This window comes from Marinibacterium profundimaris (assembly GCF_002210095.1).
GTDB classification, from domain to species: Bacteria; Pseudomonadota; Alphaproteobacteria; order Rhodobacterales; family Rhodobacteraceae; genus Marinibacterium; species Marinibacterium profundimaris.
Genome location: NZ_AQQR01000004.1, coordinates 287,374 through 304,493 on the forward strand (window position 1 = coordinate 287,374; position 17,120 = coordinate 304,493).

The window sequence follows — 17,120 nt, forward strand, 5'->3', positions numbered from 1 at the left end:
CCATGCGCCTGACGCTGAAACTCAAGCTTTCCCTGACGCTTATCCTGCTGATCGCTGCCTCGATCGGCGCCAATTTCATGACGCTGAACAGCATGGCGGGCATGCAGAACCGGATGGATGACGCGATCAACGTGCAAGCCGAACGGGTCAGGCTGGCCGAAGAGATGGGACGCGAGCAATTGCGCATCCAGCGGGATGTGCGCGAATACATCCTTGCGGAAACCTTGACCATGAAGCGAGAAGTGAGGGCCGCGATGGATGCGGCACGGTCCGCGCATGACGACATTATGCAGAAGATGCGGACGATCGCGTCGGAGGAAGGCCAGCGCGGGCTTGACACGTATGAGGCCGTCCTCGCCGATATCCGCAACATCAACAGGCGGTCGATGGAAATCGCCGACCGGGGAGAGGCTCTGACGGCGTTTCGGCTTGTCAACGGCGAGGGCAAGACCGCCTGGCAGAAGATGGAGGCCGAGATCGGCTCCATTCTTGAAACCAATCGTGAAGGCCTGGCGCGCGGAGCAGAAACAGCCAAAGAGAACTACCTGAAGGCGCGCAACCTGACCTTCACGGTCATGGTCGCAATCGCCGCGGTGGGCGCCGTAGCGGGCCTGTGGATCGTACTGACCATTTCCCGGGGCCTTACCCGTGCCATAGCCTTGTCGCGCAAGGTGGCCGCCGGCGACCTGACCGAAACCGCGAAGATCAACAGCAATGACGAGATTGCGGACCTGCTCGGCGCGATGAACGAGATGACGCAGTCCCTGCGCCGGGTCGTGGGCGAAGTGACCAGCGGCGCCGGGCAGGCTGCCTCGGGCGCCGCCGAAATGGCCTCGACCGCCGAACAGCTCAGCCAGGGTGCGACCGAACAGGCGTCATCGACCGAAGAGGCGTCAAGTTCCGTGGAGGAAATGACCGCCAATATCAAGCAGACCGCCGACAACGCGACTCAGACCGAAGACATGGCCCGCAAGTCGGCCACTGACGCCCGCGACAGCGGCCGCGCCGTGTCTCAGGCTGTCGAGGCCATGAAGACCATCGCTGAACGCATCATGGTGGTGCAGGAAATCGCCCGGCAGACCGACCTTCTCGCGCTGAATGCCGCGGTAGAGGCGGCGCGTGCGGGCGAACATGGGCGTGGCTTCGCCGTCGTTGCCTCGGAGGTGCGGAAGCTGGCCGAGCGCAGCCAGACCGCCGCGGGCGAGATATCGTCGCTCTCCGGAGACACGGTGCGTGCGGCCGAAGAGGCCGGCAAGATGCTCGAAGGCCTCGTGCCGGATATCGAGCGGACCTCGGAACTGGTCAGCCAGATCAGCTCGGCCAGCCAGGAGCTGGCATCGGGCGCGACGCAGGTGAACCTGGCGATACAGCAGCTCGACAAGGTCACCCAGGAAAACACCTCCGCCTCCGAAGAGATGTCGGCAACCGCCGAAGAACTGTCCGCGCAGTCCGAGACGCTTCGCGCCGCGATTTCGTATTTCCGCACCGACAAGACCGCCCTGGCAGCCGAGGCTTCGGCAGCCGTGGCGCCGACAGCCAAACGGAAAGCCATGTCGAAACCCACCCGCAAATCGAGCATGCTTGAAGGGGGCGGGTTCGACTTTGACATGTCGGGGTCCGAAGACGACCTCGACGCGGATTTCATGCGACAGGTTTCCGGCAAGAGCAACGCCGCGTGAGCCCGGCACGATGGAACGCGTCGAAACGGTCGTAACCTTCGCAGTCGCGGACTCCCTTTTCGCTGTCGAGGTCGGCATCGTCCAGGAAATCCTGTCGCCCCAGAAGCCCTCTCGCCTGCCCAAAGCGCCGCCGCACTTCCTGGGGCTGATCGATGTCCGGGGCACTTCTGTGGCGCTGGTGGACCTGCGTTGCCTGCTCGGCGAGGACCCTCGCCCCGACGACGAGGACACGCGCATCATGTTGCTGTGTTTCGACGCCCAGGGCGAAAGGCATCACATCGCATTGCGCGTCGATCGCGTGATCGAGGTGGCTCAACTGGACGACAACGGCCATGTCTCGCCGCTCGGCGAAGCGAAAATGCTCGATTGGGATCCCCGGATGCTGCTTGGCATCGGCCGCCGTGACGGCATGATCATCGCGCTCCTGGATATCCGGGCGATCTTTGACCCGACGCTGATGTCGGCAACACGAGCCCTAAACGCCACGGCCGGGCCAGCGCAATGCCCGAACTGACCGCGCCCGGGCGTCGACAGCAACTTCGTGAGATGATCTATCGGGAAACCGGTATCAAGATGCCGGAAACCAAGGACAATCTCCTGGTCTCACGCCTGCGCCGCCGTTTCCTCGAAGGCGGGTTCCGCACGTTCGACGATTACCTCGGCCATCTCTTCGACTCGGGCGCCCTGCGCGACGAATGGGACCTGATCATCGATCAGGTAACAACCAACAAGACCGACTTCTTCCGCGAGCCGCGCCATTTCGATATCCTCCTGCGCCAGGCCGTCCCCGAAGCGCTGGGCCGCGCCCGGCCCGGCGCCACTGCCCGCTTCCGGTTGTGGAGCGCGGCCGCCTCCACCGGTGCCGAAGCATATACGGCTGCCATGGTGCTGGCGGATGCGGCGCTGAGGGATGCCCGGCTGGACTGGGCCATTCTCGGAACGGACATCTCGAAGAATGTTCTCACGCAGGCAGAGCGGGCCATCTACCCGACCGAGCAGCTGCACCCGGTTCCGGCCGATCTCAGGACGCGTTACGTCATGACCGGCAGGGGTCCCACCGGGGTTGGCCAATCCCGTATCGTGCCCGAACTTAGACGGAGAACCCGGTTCGCCGAACTTAACCTGACCGATCCGCCCTTCCCGGTGGCGCAGAACGTCGACGTGATATTCCTGCGCAACGTGCTGATCTATTTCGACACGGACCGGCAGGCCCGGGTCGTGAGCGAGGTAACGAACCATCTGCGCCCGGGCGGGTGGCTCTTCGTCGGACATGCTGAATCCATGATCGTCGAGGATCCGCGTCTGAGCCAGGTGGCGCCGGCCGTCTTTCGCAAAATGGAGGCGAACGCATGAGCCCGCACCGCGCGCCGATCCGCGTTATGATCGTCGATGACAGCGCAGCCGCGCGCGCGGCGTTGAAACGTTTGCTCTCCGCCGATCAGGGCATTGTCGTGACCGCTATGGCGAGCGATCCGTTCGAGGCCGCCGAGGAAATGCGCATCGCCCTGCCGGACGTCATGATCCTGGACCTGGCCCTGCCGCGCATGAACGGGCTGGTCTTCCTGCGCCGCATCATGGCCCAGCACCCCCTGCCCGTCGTCGTCTGCTCCAGCTTCACGACCGAGGGATCCGAGAACGCCATGCGCGCGCTTGAATCGGGCGCCGCCGAGGTTGTCGCCAAGCCTCGCCTGGCCAGCGATGCCGACTGGGCCGAAGCCGAGGTCAGGCTGTGCGACGCGGTCCGGGCCGCGGCATCGACACATCCGCAGCGCAAGGCAAAACCGGCTCCGAAAACGCTCAGCCCCGGCCCCAAGCTGACCGCCGACGTGATCCTGCCGCCCCTGCCTCCACGACCGAACGCCGGTCCGCCGAGCGGCGACGTCATCGCCATCGGCGCCTCGACCGGCGGAACCGAGGCACTGGTCAGACTTCTCTCGGCCCTGCCCACGGGCCTGCCACCCATCCTGATCGTGCAGCACATGCCCGAACATTTCACGCGGACCTTCGCACAGCGACTCGATGGGCTATGCCGACTGACAGTGTCCGAAGCGCAATCCGGTGACAGGCCGGAAATGGATCGCGTGTTCATCGCCCCCGGCAACCACCACATGCTGCTGCGGCGCAGCGGAGCTGGCTACATTCTTGACATCGTTACCGGCGAATGTGTTTCACGGCACCGCCCGTCAGTCGATGTGCTGTTCCGTTCGGTCGCCCAGAACGCGGGAAACAAGGCCATGGGGATCGTCCTGACAGGCATGGGAGACGACGGCGCGAAAGGGTTGCTCGAGATGCGGCAGGCCGGGGCCGTCACGCTGGTACAAGACGAAGCCTCGTCGGTCGTGTTCGGAATGCCAAAGGAAGCCCTTGCCTGTGGAGGCGCGGATACGGCCCGCCCCCTGAACCGGATCCCCACGGAAATCCTCACCTGGTCAACGAAACGGAAGAACACGCACCCCATCTGAGAATTCTGCTGCATGTGCTGCAAAGACGGGGAAGCGACATTCGTTGGCGGCGCGGACACCCACGCTCCCGCGTCATCGCAGCGGCATCGGAGAGTATCGTTCACCACCATCACGAATGGAATTCGGACAGCCGCAGCATGAGACTTTCACGCGAGCGGAAGGCCTCCAACGGAGAGCGCCGAACTGCTGATGTGAATATGGCAGACCATGAAGGGATTTGGTAGCGGAGGAGGGACTTGAACCCCCGACACGCGGATTATGATTCCGCTGCTCTAACCAACTGAGCTACTCCGCCAAACGTGAGCGCCGACGTAAGGAATGCGCCAAGCGGCGTCAAGTGGGAATTCCGGCCCGATCGCGAAAAGATCCCCCACGTCACACTGGCCCGTCTCACCCCCGGCGGACGGGCCGCGCGCCTGCCGCGTCTCGTCCGCGGACCACCGATGGCACAGGCGTAACCGACCAGCCTGCCGCCCACCTTTCCAACACGCCCGGCGCAGCGCCCACAGCCGCAGCTGGGCCCGCCGCCCTCGCGCCGCGCCCTGTCTTCACCTTTGCCCAAATACCTCCGGCGCCGTCACCCGCCACGGGCGCCGACGCCGCTTCAGGAGCGCCCTTCGCGCACCGTCTCGATCATCAGCGCCACGTTCTCGGGATCGGCGTCCGGCGTGATTCCGTGGCCCAGGTTGAAGATATGCGGCCCCTTCGAGAACGCCTCGACGATGGCCCGCGTCTCGTCCACCAGCGCCTGGCCACCCGTCACCATGTGCGACGACGCCAGGTTGCCCTGCACGCAGCCATCCACCTGCACGTGCTTCGCCGCCCAGGCCGCGTCGACCGAATTGTCCAGCGCCACGCAATCGACCCCGGTGGCCTTGGCAAACCCGACATAGGCCTCGCCCGCCTCGCGCGGGAAGCCGATCACCGGCAGGCCGGGGTGACGCGCCTTCAGCGCCGCCGTGATCTCGAGGCAGGGCTTCAGGGCGAAATCCTCGAAATCCGCGCCGTTCAGCGACCCCGCCCAGCTGTCGAAGATCTTCACCACCTCGGCGCCGGCCTCGACCTGGGCCGAGAGATATTCGATCGTGGCCGCCGTCAGCCGGTCGATCAGCGCCGAGAACAGCGCCCGGTTTTCCGCTTTCAGCGCATGGGCCGGGCCCTGGTCGGGCGTGCCGCGCCCGGCGATCATGTAGGTGGCCACCGTCCAGGGCGCGCCGGCGAAGCCGATCAGCGTGGTCTCCGACGGCAGCTCGCCCGAGAGGATCTTCACCGTCTCGTAGACCGGGCCGAGCGTCTCGTGGATCGCCTCGACCGGTTTCAGCGCGTCGAAATCGGATTGCGAGGTGATGGTCGACAGCCGCGGCCCCTCGCCGGTGACGAACCACAGGTCCGCGCCCAGCGCCTGCGGCACCAGAAGGATATCGGCAAACAGGATCGCCGCGTCGAAGCCATAGCGGCGGATCGGCTGCAGCGTCACCTCGGCGGCCAGGTCCGGCGTATAGCACAGCGACAGGAAGTCGCCCGCCTTGGCCCGCGTGGCTCGGTATTCCGGCAGGTACCGGCCCGCCTGACGCATCATCCATACCGGGGGCACCGGCAGCGTTTCGCCCGCAAGCGCCCGCAAGATTGTTTTCTGGTCGCTCATCTCCGCCTCCTGACCCGCCTCTCGTTCCGTCCTTGGGTCCGGCCTGTCAGGGCGGATGTCAAGCACCGGCAGGTTGTCAGGGCAAAAAGACGCGAATACAGATGAGCCATGACGATGCCGCTCCCCTCCCCCGACGCCCCCCTTGCCATCGGCACGCGCGGCTCCCCGCTTGCGCTTGCGCAGGCCCATGAAACCCGTGACCGGCTGGCCGCCGCCTTCGACCTGCCGCCCGAGGCCTTCACCATCGTGGTCATCAAGACCACCGGCGACGACCGCGCGATGATCGCCGCGGACCGGCCCCTGAAGGAGATCGGCAACAAGGGGCTGTTCACCCGCGAGATCGAGGCCGCGCTGCTCTCGGGCGAGATCGACATCGCCGTGCATTCGATGAAGGACATGCCGGGCGAGCAGCCCGAGGGGCTGCTGTTGAACTGCTACCTGCCGCGCGAGGACGTGCGCGATGCCTTCGTCTCGCCCTCGGGCACGGGGATTGCCGGGCTGGCGCAGGGCGCCGTTGTCGGCACGTCCAGCCTGAGGCGCCGGGCGCAGCTGCTGAACCGGCGCCCCGACCTGCAGGTGGTGGAATTCCGCGGCAACGTGCAGACGCGCCTGAAGAAGCTGCAGGACGGCGTGGCCGATTGCACCTTTCTCGCCATGGCCGGGCTGAACCGGCTGGGTGCCGTGCTGGGCGATGGCGGCATCCCCGCGACGCCGATCGCGCCAGAGGACATGCTGCCCGCCGTGGCCCAGGGCGCCATCGGAATCGAGCGGCGCGCCGACGACAGCCGCGTGGCCGGGATGCTGGAGGCGATCCACGACACGCCCACGGGCCAGCGGCTCGCGGCGGAACGCGCCTTCCTCGCCGCGCTCGACGGGTCCTGCGAAACGCCCATCGCCGGGCTGGCCGAGCTTGACGGCACCACCCTGCGCCTGCGCGGCGAGGTGCTGCGCCCCGACGGGTCCGATGCCCATGCCGACAGCGCCTCGGCCCCGATCGAGGACGGCCCCGAGATGGGCCGCGAGATGGCGCAGCGCCTGCTGGACAGGGCCGGCCCCGGCTTCTTCGACTGGAGATCGTGACGTCGCGGCCTGCTTGACCAAGGCCTGCCCGGTTTGTCACCCTTGACCCGTGGGTCGAGGAGGAGACGACCGCATGACACATCCAACACAACCGGCACGGCGGCTTGCGACACCGGGCAAGGCCTGGATGACCAGCGAAGAGATCCGCCCGCTGGCCGAACGCTCGGACCTGATCGGGGCGCTGCTGGTGGCCCATTGCTGGGCGGTGATCGGCGCCGCCCTGGCGCTTTTCGCGCTCTGGCCGAACCCGTTGACGGCGCTGATCGCGGTGATGGTGATCGGCTCGCGCCAGCTGGGCCTGGCGATCCTGATGCATGACGCGGCGCATAACGCGCTGTTCCGGTCGCGCCGGCTGAACGACATCATCGGAGAATGGCTGTGCGGCCGCCCGATCCTGGCCGAGCTGGCGACCTACCGCCATTACCACCTGACCCACCACCGCCACACCCAGACCGACAAGGACCCCGACCTGATCCTGTCGCGGAAATTCCCGACCACCCGCGCCTCGCTCCGGCGCAAGTTCCTGCGCGATCTCACCGGGCAGACCGGGGTGAAACAGCTGGCCGGGCAGATCGTGATGTCAGTCCGGCTGGCCGGGGATCACGACGCGGTCGAGGCGGCGGAACGCGACATGGCGCAGGCCTTCAAGGCGCCGGAGCTGTGGAAATCCCTGCCCGTCTTCCTCGCGGTGATCGTGGCGATGGGGCTGGCGGGACAATGGTGGTGGGGGCTGGCCTTCTGGCTGCTGCCCTACCTGACGTGGTTCCAGCTTGTCCTGCGGATCCGCAACATCGCCGAACACGGCGCCACGGAACAGTCCGAGGATCCCCTGCAGAACACCCGCACGACGCTGGCCGGCCCGGTCATGCGGTTCTTCCTCGCGCCCTACTGGGTGAACTACCACCTCGAACATCACCTGGTGATGCATGTGCCCTGTTACCGCCTGCCCCGGATGCACCGGCTTCTGGCGGACAAGGGCGTGGTGGCGAAGATGCGCGTCGCGCCCAGCTACTGGCACGCCCTGGGTGAGGCCGGCTGGCGCAAGGCCTGAGCCCGTCCGGTCGACACGAAAACGCCCCCTGCACCGATGCGGGCCGGGGGCGTTCCTTGCGGGTCCGGGCCAGCCCGGGGTCAGGCGCTGCTCACTCGGCGGCTTCGACCTTGTCCTGCGTCTTGGTCAGGAAATCCGAGGCCGCGTGGCGTTCATGCAGCTGCATCGCCGGATCGCCGAAGGTGCGGTTGACCATCCGGCCGCGCTGCACGGCGGGGCGGGCGTCGATCTCTTTCGCCCAGCGCAGCACGTGCGTGTAGCTTTCCACGTCCAGGAATTCCGCGGCATCGTACAGCCGCCCCAGCACCAGCTGCCCGTACCAGGGCCAGATCGCCATGTCGGCAATGGTGTATTCGTCGCCCACGATGAACTGCTTCTCGGCCAGTTCACGATCCAGCACGTCCAACTGCCGCTTGGACTCCATCGCGTAGCGGTCGATCGGGTATTGGTACTTCTCCGGCGCATAGGCGTAAAAATGGCCAAAGCCGCCGCCCAGGAAGGGCGCCGAGCCCATCTGCCAGAACAGCCAGGACAGCATCTCGGGCCGGTCCTTGGCCTTGCCCAGGAACTGGCCGAACTTCTCCGCCAGGTGCATCAGGATCGCGCCGCTTTCGAATACGCGGATCGGCTCGGAGCCGGAGCGGTCCACCAGCGCGGGGATCTTGGAATTCGGGTTCGCCTCGACAAAGCCCGAGCCGAACTGGTCGCCATCGCCGATCTTGATCAGCCAGGCGTCGTATTCCGCGCCACTCTCGCCGGCGGCCAGCAGCTCTTCGAGCAGGACGGTGACCTTCACGCCGTTGGGCGTTCCCAGCGAATAAAGCTGCAGCGGATGCTCGCCCACCGGCAGCTCCTTGTCATGGGTCGGCCCGGCAATGGGGCGGTTGGTCGACGCGAAGCGGCCGCCGTTCTCCTTGTCCCAGGTCCAGACGGCGGGGGGTGTATATGTGTCGGTCATGGTGGATATCCTGTTGGCGGTTCGCCCCGGATCTATGGCCGCGCGGCCCCGGGGTCATCGGTGTTCACGGGTAAGTGTAGGGGCTCAGACCCATTTCGCCAGCGGCGGAAGGCTCATGAGCACGGCATTGGCGTCATGCCCGGTTTCCAGGCCGAATTTCGTGCCGCGGTCGTAGACCAGGTTGTATTCAGCGTAGAGCCCGCGATGCACCAGCTGCGCGTCCTTGTCGGCCTCGTCCCAGGGCTGCACCCGGCGCTTTTCGACCAGCGGCACGAAGGCCGGCAGAAAGGCCCGGCCGATATCCTGGATCAGGGCGAAATCCGCCTCCCAGTCGCCGGTGCAATGGTCGTCGAGGAAAATGCCGCCGACGCCCCGCGCGCGCTTGCGGTGGGGGATGAAGAAATATTCGTCCGCCCAGTCCTTCAGCCGGGGGTACAGGTCTGCGCCGTGCGGATCCAGATGCGCCTTCTGCTGGCCGTGGAAATGCGCGGTGTCGGCGTCGTATTCCAGGCAGGGGTTCAGGTCGGACCCGCCGCCGAACCACCAGGCATGGGGCGTCCAGAACATGCGGGTGTTCATGTGCACGGCCGGAACATGCGGGTTCTGCATATGCGCCACCAGCGAGATGCCCGACGCCCAGAAGCGCGGGTCCTCCGCCATGCCCGGAATGCCCTTGCGCGCGGCCATGGCGGCCTGCGCCCGGTCGCCCAGCGTGCCGTAAACCTCCGAGACATTGACGCCGACCTTCTCGAAGACCCGGCCACCGCGCATCACGCTCATCAGCCCGCCACCGGCATCTCGCCCGTCCGGGGCCGCGCGCCTGGTTTCGGTCACCTCGAACCGGCCCGGCGCCGCATCCGACAGGGGGCCGGTGTCATGGCTGTCCTCCAGCCCCTCGAAGGCGGCGACGATCTCGTCCCGCAGCGCGCGGAACCACTGCGCGGCCCGAGATTTTTCGTCCGAAAAATCTGCGCCGATCTCCGAAACCGTGTCAGAGCCCATCTGGTCTTTTCCTTTCCCTTCGTCTCGCCGGACAAGATTTTTCGGACGAAAAATCTCGACCACGCGTCAATGCGCCGGCGCCGCCACCGGGTCCAGCAGCGTGCGGCCGCCGTCCAGCGTCAGGATCTGCCCGGTCATGAAGCCCGCCGCGTCCGAGGCCAGGAACTGCACCGCCTCGGCCAGTTCGGTGGGCGCGGCGATGCGCGACAGGGGGGTGTGATCCTCGATGTCCCGGCGATATTCCCGGTTGTCCTTCAGCGTCGATTTCAGCGAGGCGCTCATGACCGAGCCGAAGGCCACCGCGTTCACCCGGATCCGGCTGGGCGCCAGCGCCACCGCCAGCGAGCGCGTCATCTGGTCCAGCGCGGCCGAGGCCACGGAATAGGCCATCAGGTCCGGATGGGTCCGCCGCGCGGCGATCGAAGACAGGTTGATGATCGACCCGGCCGGCCGGTCGCTGTCGTCGTCGTCGGCCTGCTTGATCATCCGTTTCGCCACCAGCTGCGACAGCCGCAGCGAGGGCATCAGGTTCTGGTTCAGCAGGGCGATCACGCTGTCGTCGTCGGGATCCAGCGGATCCGACGGCACCACCTGCCGCGCGCCGTTCACCAGGATATCGACCTGGTCATAGGCGTCGATCGTGGCCGACAGCAGGTTGGCGATGGTCAGCTTCTCGCGCAGATCTCCGGCGAAATAGCGCACGTTCTCGGCCTGCTCGGCCCCGCCGAGTTCCTCCTTCAGGCGCTTCTCGTCGACATCGGCGAACATCACGTTGGCCCCCTTCTCGACGAACAGCCGCCCGATGGCGAGGCCGATGCCGTTGGCGGCGCCGGTCACGATGGCGGTCTTGCCGGTTATGGCAAAGGACATGAAAGGCTCCTTATCGACTTGGCGTCAGTCTAACCCTCATCCGCGGCGACCGCGAGAGGGACGCTCGGCGCGCAGGATCTTGAACCGTCCGTCGCCTCCGATCTGCTCGGATGTCGTGAACAGCGCGGACAGATCGGCCTCGTAGGGCAGCTGCCGGTTGGCCACGAGGAACAGCCGCCCGCCCGGCGACAGCATCCGCGCCGCCGCGGCGATAAAGCCACGGCCAAGCTCCGGATCGGCGGTGCGGCCGGTGTGGAAGGGCGGGTTCATCACCACGACATCCGGCACAGCGTCCGGCATCCAGCTGCGCGCATCGGCCCAGTAAAACCGCGCCCTGAGGTCCGTCACATTGGCCCGCGCGCAATCCAGCGCCCGCGCATCCGCCTCCACCAGGTCCAGCCGCTTTACCCCGGCGTCCTGCAGGACCCGGGCCGCAAGAAAGCCCCAGCCCGCGCCCAGGTCCACCACGTGGCGGCCCAGCTTGCCCGGCAGCGCCCCGGCCAGCAGGGCCGAGGCCGGGTCCACCCCGTCGGCCGAGAACACGCCCGGCACCGTGCGGAACCCGTCCGCCTCGCCCGGCGTCTCGCGCCAGTCGGCGAAGGCTTCCGAATCCGGTGCGACGGTCCAGGCAATCTTGCCATGGGCCTTGGACAGGGTGCCCTCGACCCCGGCCCGCTTGCGCAGATCCTTCAGAAGCGATTCGATCCCGTCGGTCTTGGCGCCATCCACCACCAGCGGCCCGTCGCAGACCCCGGCCGCCTGCGCGACCAGCGCGCGGGCCAGGTCCTTCGCGCGGGGCAGGAAGACCACCACCGCCGCGAACCGCTCGCCCTCGGGCACCGCGACTGCCATCTCGAACCCGCGTGCGGCCAGCGCATCGTGATCGGGCCGCATCGGCTGCACCGCCAGCACACGCTCGCGCGGCAGCGCCGACAGCTCGGCCCCGGCCGTGGGATGCAACAGCAGGATCTGCCCTTCATCGGGCAGCACGAGATCCCCGTTCTCCAGAACGAGACTCAGGCGGGCAGACATGAAACCCCCGCCGCGAAAGTGTCAGCGCATATCATGAAACAGGACCGGCCCCGGGATGTAACCCCGCGCTCAGTCTTCCTTTTCCATCGTGCATTGCAGCGGATGCTGGTGGCGGCGGGCGAAATCCATCACCTGGCCGACCTTGGTTTCGGCGATCTCGTGGCTGAACACGCCGACAACGGCGACGCCTTTCTTGTGGACGGTCAGCATGACCTCGAACGCCTGGGCATGGTTCATGCCGAAGAACCGTTCCAGCACGTGCACGACGAATTCCATCGGCGTATAGTCGTCGTTCAGCAGAAGCACCTTGTAGAGCGGCGGGCGCTTCGTCTTCGGACGCGTCTCGACAAGGATCGAGGCGTCGGACTCGTCGTCATCCTTGTCCGACATCATCAATGGTGCGGTCATCATTGGCAAATCACCCGGATCCGGTTTCGCAGGGCTGGTCGGTGTTATATAACCGATACGCCCGAATGGAAAAGGGAAAGCTAACGGATGGGTCACAACATCACCACCATCGGGTTCGATGCCGACGACACGTTATGGCACAACGAACGCTTCTACCAGCTCACGCAGGAGCGCTTTGCCGACCTGCTGGCGGACCATGCCGATCCCGATCACCTGGCGGAACGGCTGCTCGCGGCCGAGCGCCGCAACCTCGGGCATTACGGCTATGGCATCAAGGCGTTCACCCTGTCGATGATCGAAACCGCGATCGAGGTCACGGAGCAGCGCGTGCCGGCCTCGGTCATCGCCGAGTTGATGGCGGCGGGCCGCGAGATGCTGCGCCACCCGATCGAACTGCTGCCCCATGCGCGCGAGGCGGTCGAGGCCGTGGCCGGAACCCATCGCGTGGTCCTGATCACCAAGGGCGACCTGCTGGACCAGGAACGCAAGCTGGCGCAATCCGGGCTGGGAGAGCTGTTCGACGGGGTCGAGATCGTGTCGGAGAAGACGCCCGACACCTACCGCGCCATCTTCGCCCGCCATGGTGACGGGCCCGACCGCGCGCTGATGGTCGGCAATTCCATGCGCTCGGACGTGGTGCCCAGCATCGAGGCCGGCAGCTGGGGCGTGCATGTCCCCTTCGGCCTGGTGTGGGAGATCGAGCGCGCCGATCCGCCCACCGACGCGCCCCGCTTCCGCGAGATCGCCGATCTGGGCGAACTGCCCGCCCTGGTGGACGAGATCGGCTGACCGGCCCTCATGCCATAGCCCGGCAGCCCGCCGGCCGGCACGCTTGCCCCGGGGTCACCCTGCGGCTAGCCTGAGCCCGATCCCTCAGGTCGGAGCCCCGGATGACCCTGCCGACGCGCCTGCTCTGGAGCATTGCGATCGCCGCCGGAATTGTCGGGGTCGTGGTCTGGAGCATCCTGTTCCTGCGCCCGCCCGGCGAGCTGGTTCTCGCGGCGGGGCCCGAGGACGGCGCCTATCACCGGGTGGCGGCCAGGTACCGTTCGGTGCTGGCACGCGACAATATCACGGTGCGGATCCTGCAGACCGAAGGATCCGCCGAGAACGCCATGCTGCTGGCGCAGGGCGAGGCCGACGCCGCGCTTCTGCAGGGCGGGGTCGGTGTGCCCTCGGCGGATGTCGAATCCATCGGCAACGTCTTCAGCGAACCGCTGCTGCTGCTCTACGAAACCTCGAACCCGATCAGCCCGAACCCCGCCGACTGGCGCGACCTGCGGATCAATGCCGGCGTCGAGGGGTCGGGCACCCGCGTCGCCTTTGCCCAGTTCGAACGCGCCGTGGGCCTGTCACCGGACGCCAATATCCATACCGAGCTCGGCTATTCCGACGCCGTCGCCGCCCTGTCGGCCAACGAGATCGACATCGCCGTCTTCGTCGCCCCGATCGACGCCCCCTACCTGCGCAACGCCTATGCTGCCGGCAATCTCGGCGTGCTGCAGCCGCAATTCGTCGAGGCCCTGTCGCGCCGGATGCCAAGCGCCTCGCTGGTCGATATCCCGCCCGCCGCGGTCAGCTTCAACCCGCCCTTCCCGTCCGGACGCCGCGAGCTGCTCGCGCTCGAAGCGCGGCTGGCGATCCGCGACGACCTTCACCCGGCCCTGGTCAACCGGCTGGCGATGGCCGCTCTCGAAATCCACGGCGGACGCAGCATCCTGCAGGACGAGGGCGAATTCCCCTCGGTCACCAATTCCGACATTCCCATCAACAACGCCGCGCGCAGCCTGATCCTGAACGGACCCCCGGTGGTGCAGGAGTGGGTGCCCTACTGGATGGCGGCACAGCTGAACCGTGTCCTGATCCTGCTGCTGCCGCTGCTGTTCATCGTGCTGCCGCTGCTGCGCGCCCTGCCCAGCCTCTACGCCTATGCCCAGAACTACCGCGTCTGGCAGAACTACCCCACCATGCGCGAGATCGAGGACCGGCTCGAATCAGGCAGCGACCTGGAAACGCTCGATGCCATGGCCCGCCGCCTGCGCGCCCTCGATGCCCGGCTGGCCCACCTGAAGCTGCCCGCGGCCTATCGCCAGACCGCCTTTCAGGCCCGCGTTCACATCGAACTGCTGCAAAGACGCATCATAACGGAACGCCAGCGGCTGAATGCCGCGACCAGCGCACCACCCCAGATTGCGGATACGCGCGAGGAGGCAACTACATCTTGATTCATCATGAATCTGCCTCAACCTTTCCTCGCAAGTCTCAGGTTTATTTCAAATTTCCTCTGTGTTACCTTTATGCCAAGAATTCCAAAACAGGCACCTGAACAACAGGCGCCAAGAGGCAGACAGAGGCAAAAATCGTGCAGGTTCGGCTATTCTCGCCGGCCCGTCTGGGGTTCGCATTTCTGATCGCGGCGATGATGTTCGCTGCGCTTCCCGCACTTGCGGCTCCCTACGCGGCCATGGTTATCGACGCACGCACCGGGAAGGTGCTGCATTCCCGAAACGCGGACGCCAGGCTTCACCCGGCCTCGCTCACCAAGATGATGACGCTCTACATCGCCTTCCAGGCGGTCGAGAACGGCGAGATCGGGCTGGACGACCAGGTCCGGATCTCCAGCCACGCGGCCAGCGAGCCGCCGTCGAAACTGGGCCTTCGGTCGGGACAGACCATCGCCTTCCGCTACCTGATCCGCGCGGCGGCGGTGAAATCCGCCAACGATGCGGCCACCGCCATCGGCGAGGCGATCTCGGGCAGCGAGGCGGCCTTTGCCCGGCGCATGACCGCCACGGCCAAGCAGCTGGGCATGACGCGGACCACGTTCAAGAACGCCCACGGCCTGACCGCCGAGGGGCACCTGTCCACCGCGCGCGACATGACCACGCTGGGCCGGCACCTGTTCTACGACTACCCGCAGTACTACAACCTGTTCTCGCGCCGCACGACGGACGCGGGCCTGCGCGAAGTGCCCAACACCAACCGCCGCCTGCTGGCCGCCTACAAGGGCGCCGACGGGATCAAGACGGGGTACACCCGCGCCGCCGGCTTCAACCTGGTGGCCTCGGCCGAGCGCGGCCGCGAACGGATCATCGCCACGGTCTTCGGCGGCAGCTCCACCGCGGCGCGCAACGCCCGGGTGGCGGAACTGCTCGACATGGGCTTCAGCCGCGCCCCGTCCAACGCGCGCGTCCGCAAGCCGCAGAAACCGGTCTATATCGGCAATGCGGCAGCAATCGGCGACGGCGGCAAGACGGTCCGCGTCAGCGGCCAGGTCGCGCGCAGCCTGCGGCCCTCGGCACGCCCGCTGCCGGTGGTGGCCGAGGTGGCCAATTCCGCGCTGCAGGAGCAGATCGCCTCGCTGGTCAGCGAAGCCCAGGGCAGCGATGACGGCGACGACCCGCAGCAGGCCGCCAAGACGCCGATCGCCCCCGCCGTCCGGCCCGAGCCGGAGCCCGAACAGGAGGTCGTGACCCGACTGTCCACCAAGGGCGAGGCGCTCTGGGGCATCAACGTCGGCCGCTACACCAGCCGCTACCAGGCGGAGAAGGTGCTGCTGCGCACGGCCCTGTCGGAAATGGCAACGCTGGACGGCGTCGACCGCGCGGTTCTGAAGAACGCGCGCGGCTACGATGCGACGTTCCAGGGCATGACCCGCGACATGGCCGACCTGGCCTGCCGCCGCCTGCAGGCGCGCAACGTTACCTGCTTCATGATGGGGCCCAGCTGAGGCCCCGTCACCGTCAGGCCGCCCCGGGGACCGGTGGGGTATAACCCCACCCTACCTGTCCCCGGCCGGCCTCGCCGAGCGGGATCCACCCGCTCCCCCCCGACAGACGCGGTCGCCCCATATCCGCCAGGTGGAGTTTTCCCCACCGCCCCATGCCCAGCGGCCCTCGCGGGCAGGACGCCACCGGATCCCGCGCGGATCCTCCCGTCCCGGCCCATTCATTCGACACGGCCCGTAGGGTGGGGTTTCACCCCACCGCCCCGGCCCCGGCCACCCGCATCACCCCGCCCGCGCCGCTTCCGCCCGGATCCACCGGACAAACGCCCTGAGCGCCGCACGATGCACCCCGGGCCGCGTCACCAGATAGTAACCCTTGTGGGTGTCCTCCTCGAACAACAGCCTCAGCCGCCCGGCCGCGACATCCTCTGTGACCGCGATCCGCGTGGTGATCGCCACCCCCTGTCCCTGCCGCGCCGCCTCCAGCACCAGATTGCCGGGCAAAGAGGTCACGCCCCCCGCCAACACCCCGTCCCCGCCATAGCTCTTCAGCCAGGCCGACGCCTCGTTGGTCCCCAGCTCCTGCAGCCAGGGCATCCGGCGCAGCTCCTCCGGCCCCCCGATCTCCGCCTCCCCCACCAGGTCCGGCGCCGCCACGATGGCGATCGGGCTGTCCACGATCAGTTCCGCGTCCAGCCCCGGCCAGTTCCCGTCCCCGTGCCGCAGCGCCGCGTCCACGCCGCCCGGCTCCAACGGCCGCAGCGTGACCGACGGGTCGACCATCAGGTCGATCTCGGGATAGGCGTGCCGGAACCGCGGCAGCCGCGGCACCAGCCAGACCGCGGCGAACATCGCGGTCGAGGTGATCTGCAGCGGCCGGTCGTCTTCCCGCTGCGTCAGGGCCGCCACCCCCCGCCCGATGGCTTCAAATCCCTCGCCCAGCGCCAGCGCCAGCTCCGCCCCCTCCGCCGTCAAGGCCAGTTGCCGCCCCGACCGGTCCAGCAGGGCCACCCCCATGTGTTCCTCCAGCTTTCGCAACTGCTGGCTGATCGCGGCATGGCTGACGTTCAGAGCCGCCCCCGCCTCCTCCACGGAACGCGTCTCTGCATAGGCGGCGAAGGCCCGCAGCGCCGCGAGCGGTGGCAGATCTCGCCAGTCCACATGTAACTCCTGCTTAACTGCCCCGAAATTTCATGAGTAGCACAA

General features: G+C 67.2%; 16 protein-coding genes and 1 tRNA gene. 9 read left to right on the plus strand and 8 right to left on the minus strand.

Annotated elements, in window-relative coordinates; genetic code table 11:
- The first annotated feature begins 2 nt into the window (after window positions 1-2).
- The 4 genes from ATO3_RS12445 to ATO3_RS12460 are packed head-to-tail and all read left to right on the plus strand — an operon-like array spanning window position 3 to window position 4,141.
- A complete protein-coding gene (locus ATO3_RS12445) occupies window positions 3-1,679 on the plus strand; it encodes a methyl-accepting chemotaxis protein (RefSeq protein WP_088650184.1) in 1,677 nt (558 codons plus the stop codon).
- A gap of 10 nt (window positions 1,680-1,689) precedes the next feature.
- Window positions 1,690-2,193 carry a chemotaxis protein CheW gene (locus ATO3_RS12450; protein WP_088650185.1) on the plus strand — a complete coding sequence of 168 codons (504 nt, stop codon included), beginning with the start codon at window positions 1,690-1,692 and terminating at the stop codon, window positions 2,191-2,193.
- A complete protein-coding gene (locus tag ATO3_RS12455) occupies window positions 2,181-3,032 on the plus strand; it encodes a CheR family methyltransferase (RefSeq protein WP_088650186.1) in 852 nt (283 codons plus the stop codon). The genes ATO3_RS12450 and ATO3_RS12455 overlap by 13 nt, the downstream gene beginning before the upstream one ends.
- Window positions 3,029-4,141, plus strand: a complete 1,113-nt coding sequence (locus ATO3_RS12460; RefSeq protein WP_088650187.1) for a protein-glutamate methylesterase/protein-glutamine glutaminase — start codon at window positions 3,029-3,031, stop codon at window positions 4,139-4,141. Before ATO3_RS12455 ends, ATO3_RS12460 begins: the two co-directional genes overlap by 4 nt.
- Before the next feature lie 218 nt (window positions 4,142-4,359).
- On the opposite strand, the gene ATO3_RS12465 is transcribed toward ATO3_RS12460, so the two are convergent.
- A tRNA-Met gene (locus tag ATO3_RS12465) sits at window positions 4,360-4,436 on the minus strand.
- 309 nt (window positions 4,437-4,745) lie between these two features.
- The gene (gene hemE, locus ATO3_RS12470; protein ID WP_088650188.1) at window positions 4,746-5,786 is read right to left on the minus strand and encodes a uroporphyrinogen decarboxylase; all 1,041 of its coding nucleotides are present in this window, start codon (window positions 5,784-5,786) and stop codon (window positions 4,746-4,748) included.
- A 108-nt stretch (window positions 5,787-5,894) separates the two neighbouring features.
- Here hemE and hemC point away from each other — a divergent pair, with 108 nt between their 5' ends.
- On the plus strand, window positions 5,895-6,866 hold the full coding sequence (gene hemC, locus ATO3_RS12475; protein ID WP_088650189.1) for a hydroxymethylbilane synthase: 972 nt from the start codon (window positions 5,895-5,897) through the stop codon (window positions 6,864-6,866).
- A gap of 73 nt (window positions 6,867-6,939) precedes the next feature.
- On the plus strand, window positions 6,940-7,917 hold the full coding sequence (locus ATO3_RS12480) for a fatty acid desaturase family protein (RefSeq protein ID WP_088650190.1): 978 nt from the start codon (window positions 6,940-6,942) through the stop codon (window positions 7,915-7,917).
- A gap of 91 nt (window positions 7,918-8,008) precedes the next feature.
- Here ATO3_RS12480 and yghU read toward each other — a convergent pair whose 3' ends face one another.
- The 5 genes from yghU to clpS all read right to left on the minus strand — a co-directional run bounded on the left by yghU (window position 8,009) and on the right by clpS (window position 12,187).
- Window positions 8,009-8,875, minus strand: a complete 867-nt coding sequence (yghU, locus tag ATO3_RS12485; RefSeq protein ID WP_088650191.1) for a glutathione-dependent disulfide-bond oxidoreductase — start codon at window positions 8,873-8,875, stop codon at window positions 8,009-8,011.
- An 84-nt stretch (window positions 8,876-8,959) separates the two neighbouring features.
- Entirely contained in the window at window positions 8,960-9,877 is a 918-nt protein-coding gene (hemF, locus tag ATO3_RS12490; protein WP_408630811.1) for an oxygen-dependent coproporphyrinogen oxidase, read from the minus strand.
- Between the two features lie 66 nt (window positions 9,878-9,943).
- The gene (locus tag ATO3_RS12495) at window positions 9,944-10,747 is read right to left on the minus strand and encodes an SDR family NAD(P)-dependent oxidoreductase (protein ID WP_088650192.1); all 804 of its coding nucleotides are present in this window, start codon (window positions 10,745-10,747) and stop codon (window positions 9,944-9,946) included.
- Between the two features lie 36 nt (window positions 10,748-10,783).
- Window positions 10,784-11,779, minus strand: a complete 996-nt coding sequence (locus ATO3_RS12500; protein WP_088650193.1) for a class I SAM-dependent methyltransferase — start codon at window positions 11,777-11,779, stop codon at window positions 10,784-10,786.
- Window positions 11,780-11,848: 69 nt separating this feature from the next.
- Window positions 11,849-12,187 (minus strand): ATP-dependent Clp protease adapter ClpS, encoded by a 339-nt coding sequence (gene clpS / locus ATO3_RS12505; protein ID WP_408630815.1) that lies wholly within the window; start codon window positions 12,185-12,187, stop codon window positions 11,849-11,851.
- Between the two features lie 87 nt (window positions 12,188-12,274).
- Here clpS and ATO3_RS12510 point away from each other — a divergent pair, with 87 nt between their 5' ends.
- From ATO3_RS12510 to ATO3_RS12520, 3 genes are all read left to right on the plus strand, one after another.
- Window positions 12,275-12,976, plus strand: coding sequence for an HAD family hydrolase (locus ATO3_RS12510; RefSeq protein WP_088650195.1), 702 nt, complete (start codon window positions 12,275-12,277; stop codon window positions 12,974-12,976).
- Window positions 12,977-13,077: 101 nt separating this feature from the next.
- Complete coding sequence (locus ATO3_RS12515) at window positions 13,078-14,412, plus strand: TAXI family TRAP transporter solute-binding subunit (RefSeq protein WP_088650196.1); 1,335 nt, start codon at window positions 13,078-13,080, stop codon at window positions 14,410-14,412.
- A 194-nt stretch (window positions 14,413-14,606) separates the two neighbouring features.
- Complete coding sequence (locus tag ATO3_RS12520; RefSeq protein WP_088650443.1) at window positions 14,607-15,917, plus strand: D-alanyl-D-alanine carboxypeptidase family protein; 1,311 nt, start codon at window positions 14,607-14,609, stop codon at window positions 15,915-15,917.
- A 279-nt stretch (window positions 15,918-16,196) separates the two neighbouring features.
- Here the strand turns inward: ATO3_RS12520 and ATO3_RS12525 are convergent, their stop codons facing one another.
- Window positions 16,197-17,075 carry a LysR family transcriptional regulator gene (locus ATO3_RS12525; RefSeq protein ID WP_088650197.1) on the minus strand — a complete coding sequence of 293 codons (879 nt, stop codon included), beginning with the start codon at window positions 17,073-17,075 and terminating at the stop codon, window positions 16,197-16,199.
- Window positions 17,076-17,120: the final 45 nt, after the last annotated feature.

What these genes read in the sequence shown, in the direction of transcription:
- ATO3_RS12445 (WP_088650184.1), top strand. Translation starts at nt 3, where the DNA reads ATGCGCCTGACGCTGAAACTCAAGCTTTCCCTGACGCTTATCCTGCTG.
- ATO3_RS12450 (WP_088650185.1), top strand. Translation starts at nt 1,690, where the DNA reads ATGGAACGCGTCGAAACGGTCGTAACCTTCGCAGTCGCGGACTCCCTT.
- ATO3_RS12455 (WP_088650186.1), top strand. Translation starts at nt 2,181, where the DNA reads ATGCCCGAACTGACCGCGCCCGGGCGTCGACAGCAACTTCGTGAGATG.
- ATO3_RS12460 (WP_088650187.1), top strand. Translation starts at nt 3,029, where the DNA reads ATGAGCCCGCACCGCGCGCCGATCCGCGTTATGATCGTCGATGACAGC.
- hemE (WP_088650188.1), bottom strand. Translation starts at nt 5,786, where the DNA reads ATGAGCGACCAGAAAACAATCTTGCGGGCGCTTGCGGGCGAAACGCTG.
- hemC (WP_088650189.1), top strand. Translation starts at nt 5,895, where the DNA reads ATGACGATGCCGCTCCCCTCCCCCGACGCCCCCCTTGCCATCGGCACG.
- ATO3_RS12480 (WP_088650190.1), top strand. Translation starts at nt 6,940, where the DNA reads ATGACACATCCAACACAACCGGCACGGCGGCTTGCGACACCGGGCAAG.
- yghU (WP_088650191.1), bottom strand. Translation starts at nt 8,875, where the DNA reads ATGACCGACACATATACACCCCCCGCCGTCTGGACCTGGGACAAGGAG.
- hemF (WP_408630811.1), bottom strand. Translation starts at nt 9,877, where the DNA reads ATGGGCTCTGACACGGTTTCGGAGATCGGCGCAGATTTTTCGGACGAA.
- ATO3_RS12495 (WP_088650192.1), bottom strand. Translation starts at nt 10,747, where the DNA reads ATGTCCTTTGCCATAACCGGCAAGACCGCCATCGTGACCGGCGCCGCC.
- ATO3_RS12500 (WP_088650193.1), bottom strand. Translation starts at nt 11,779, where the DNA reads ATGTCTGCCCGCCTGAGTCTCGTTCTGGAGAACGGGGATCTCGTGCTG.
- clpS (WP_408630815.1), bottom strand. Translation starts at nt 12,187, where the DNA reads ATGACCGCACCATTGATGATGTCGGACAAGGATGACGACGAGTCCGAC.
- ATO3_RS12510 (WP_088650195.1), top strand. Translation starts at nt 12,275, where the DNA reads ATGGGTCACAACATCACCACCATCGGGTTCGATGCCGACGACACGTTA.
- ATO3_RS12515 (WP_088650196.1), top strand. Translation starts at nt 13,078, where the DNA reads ATGACCCTGCCGACGCGCCTGCTCTGGAGCATTGCGATCGCCGCCGGA.
- ATO3_RS12520 (WP_088650443.1), top strand. Translation starts at nt 14,607, where the DNA reads ATGATGTTCGCTGCGCTTCCCGCACTTGCGGCTCCCTACGCGGCCATG.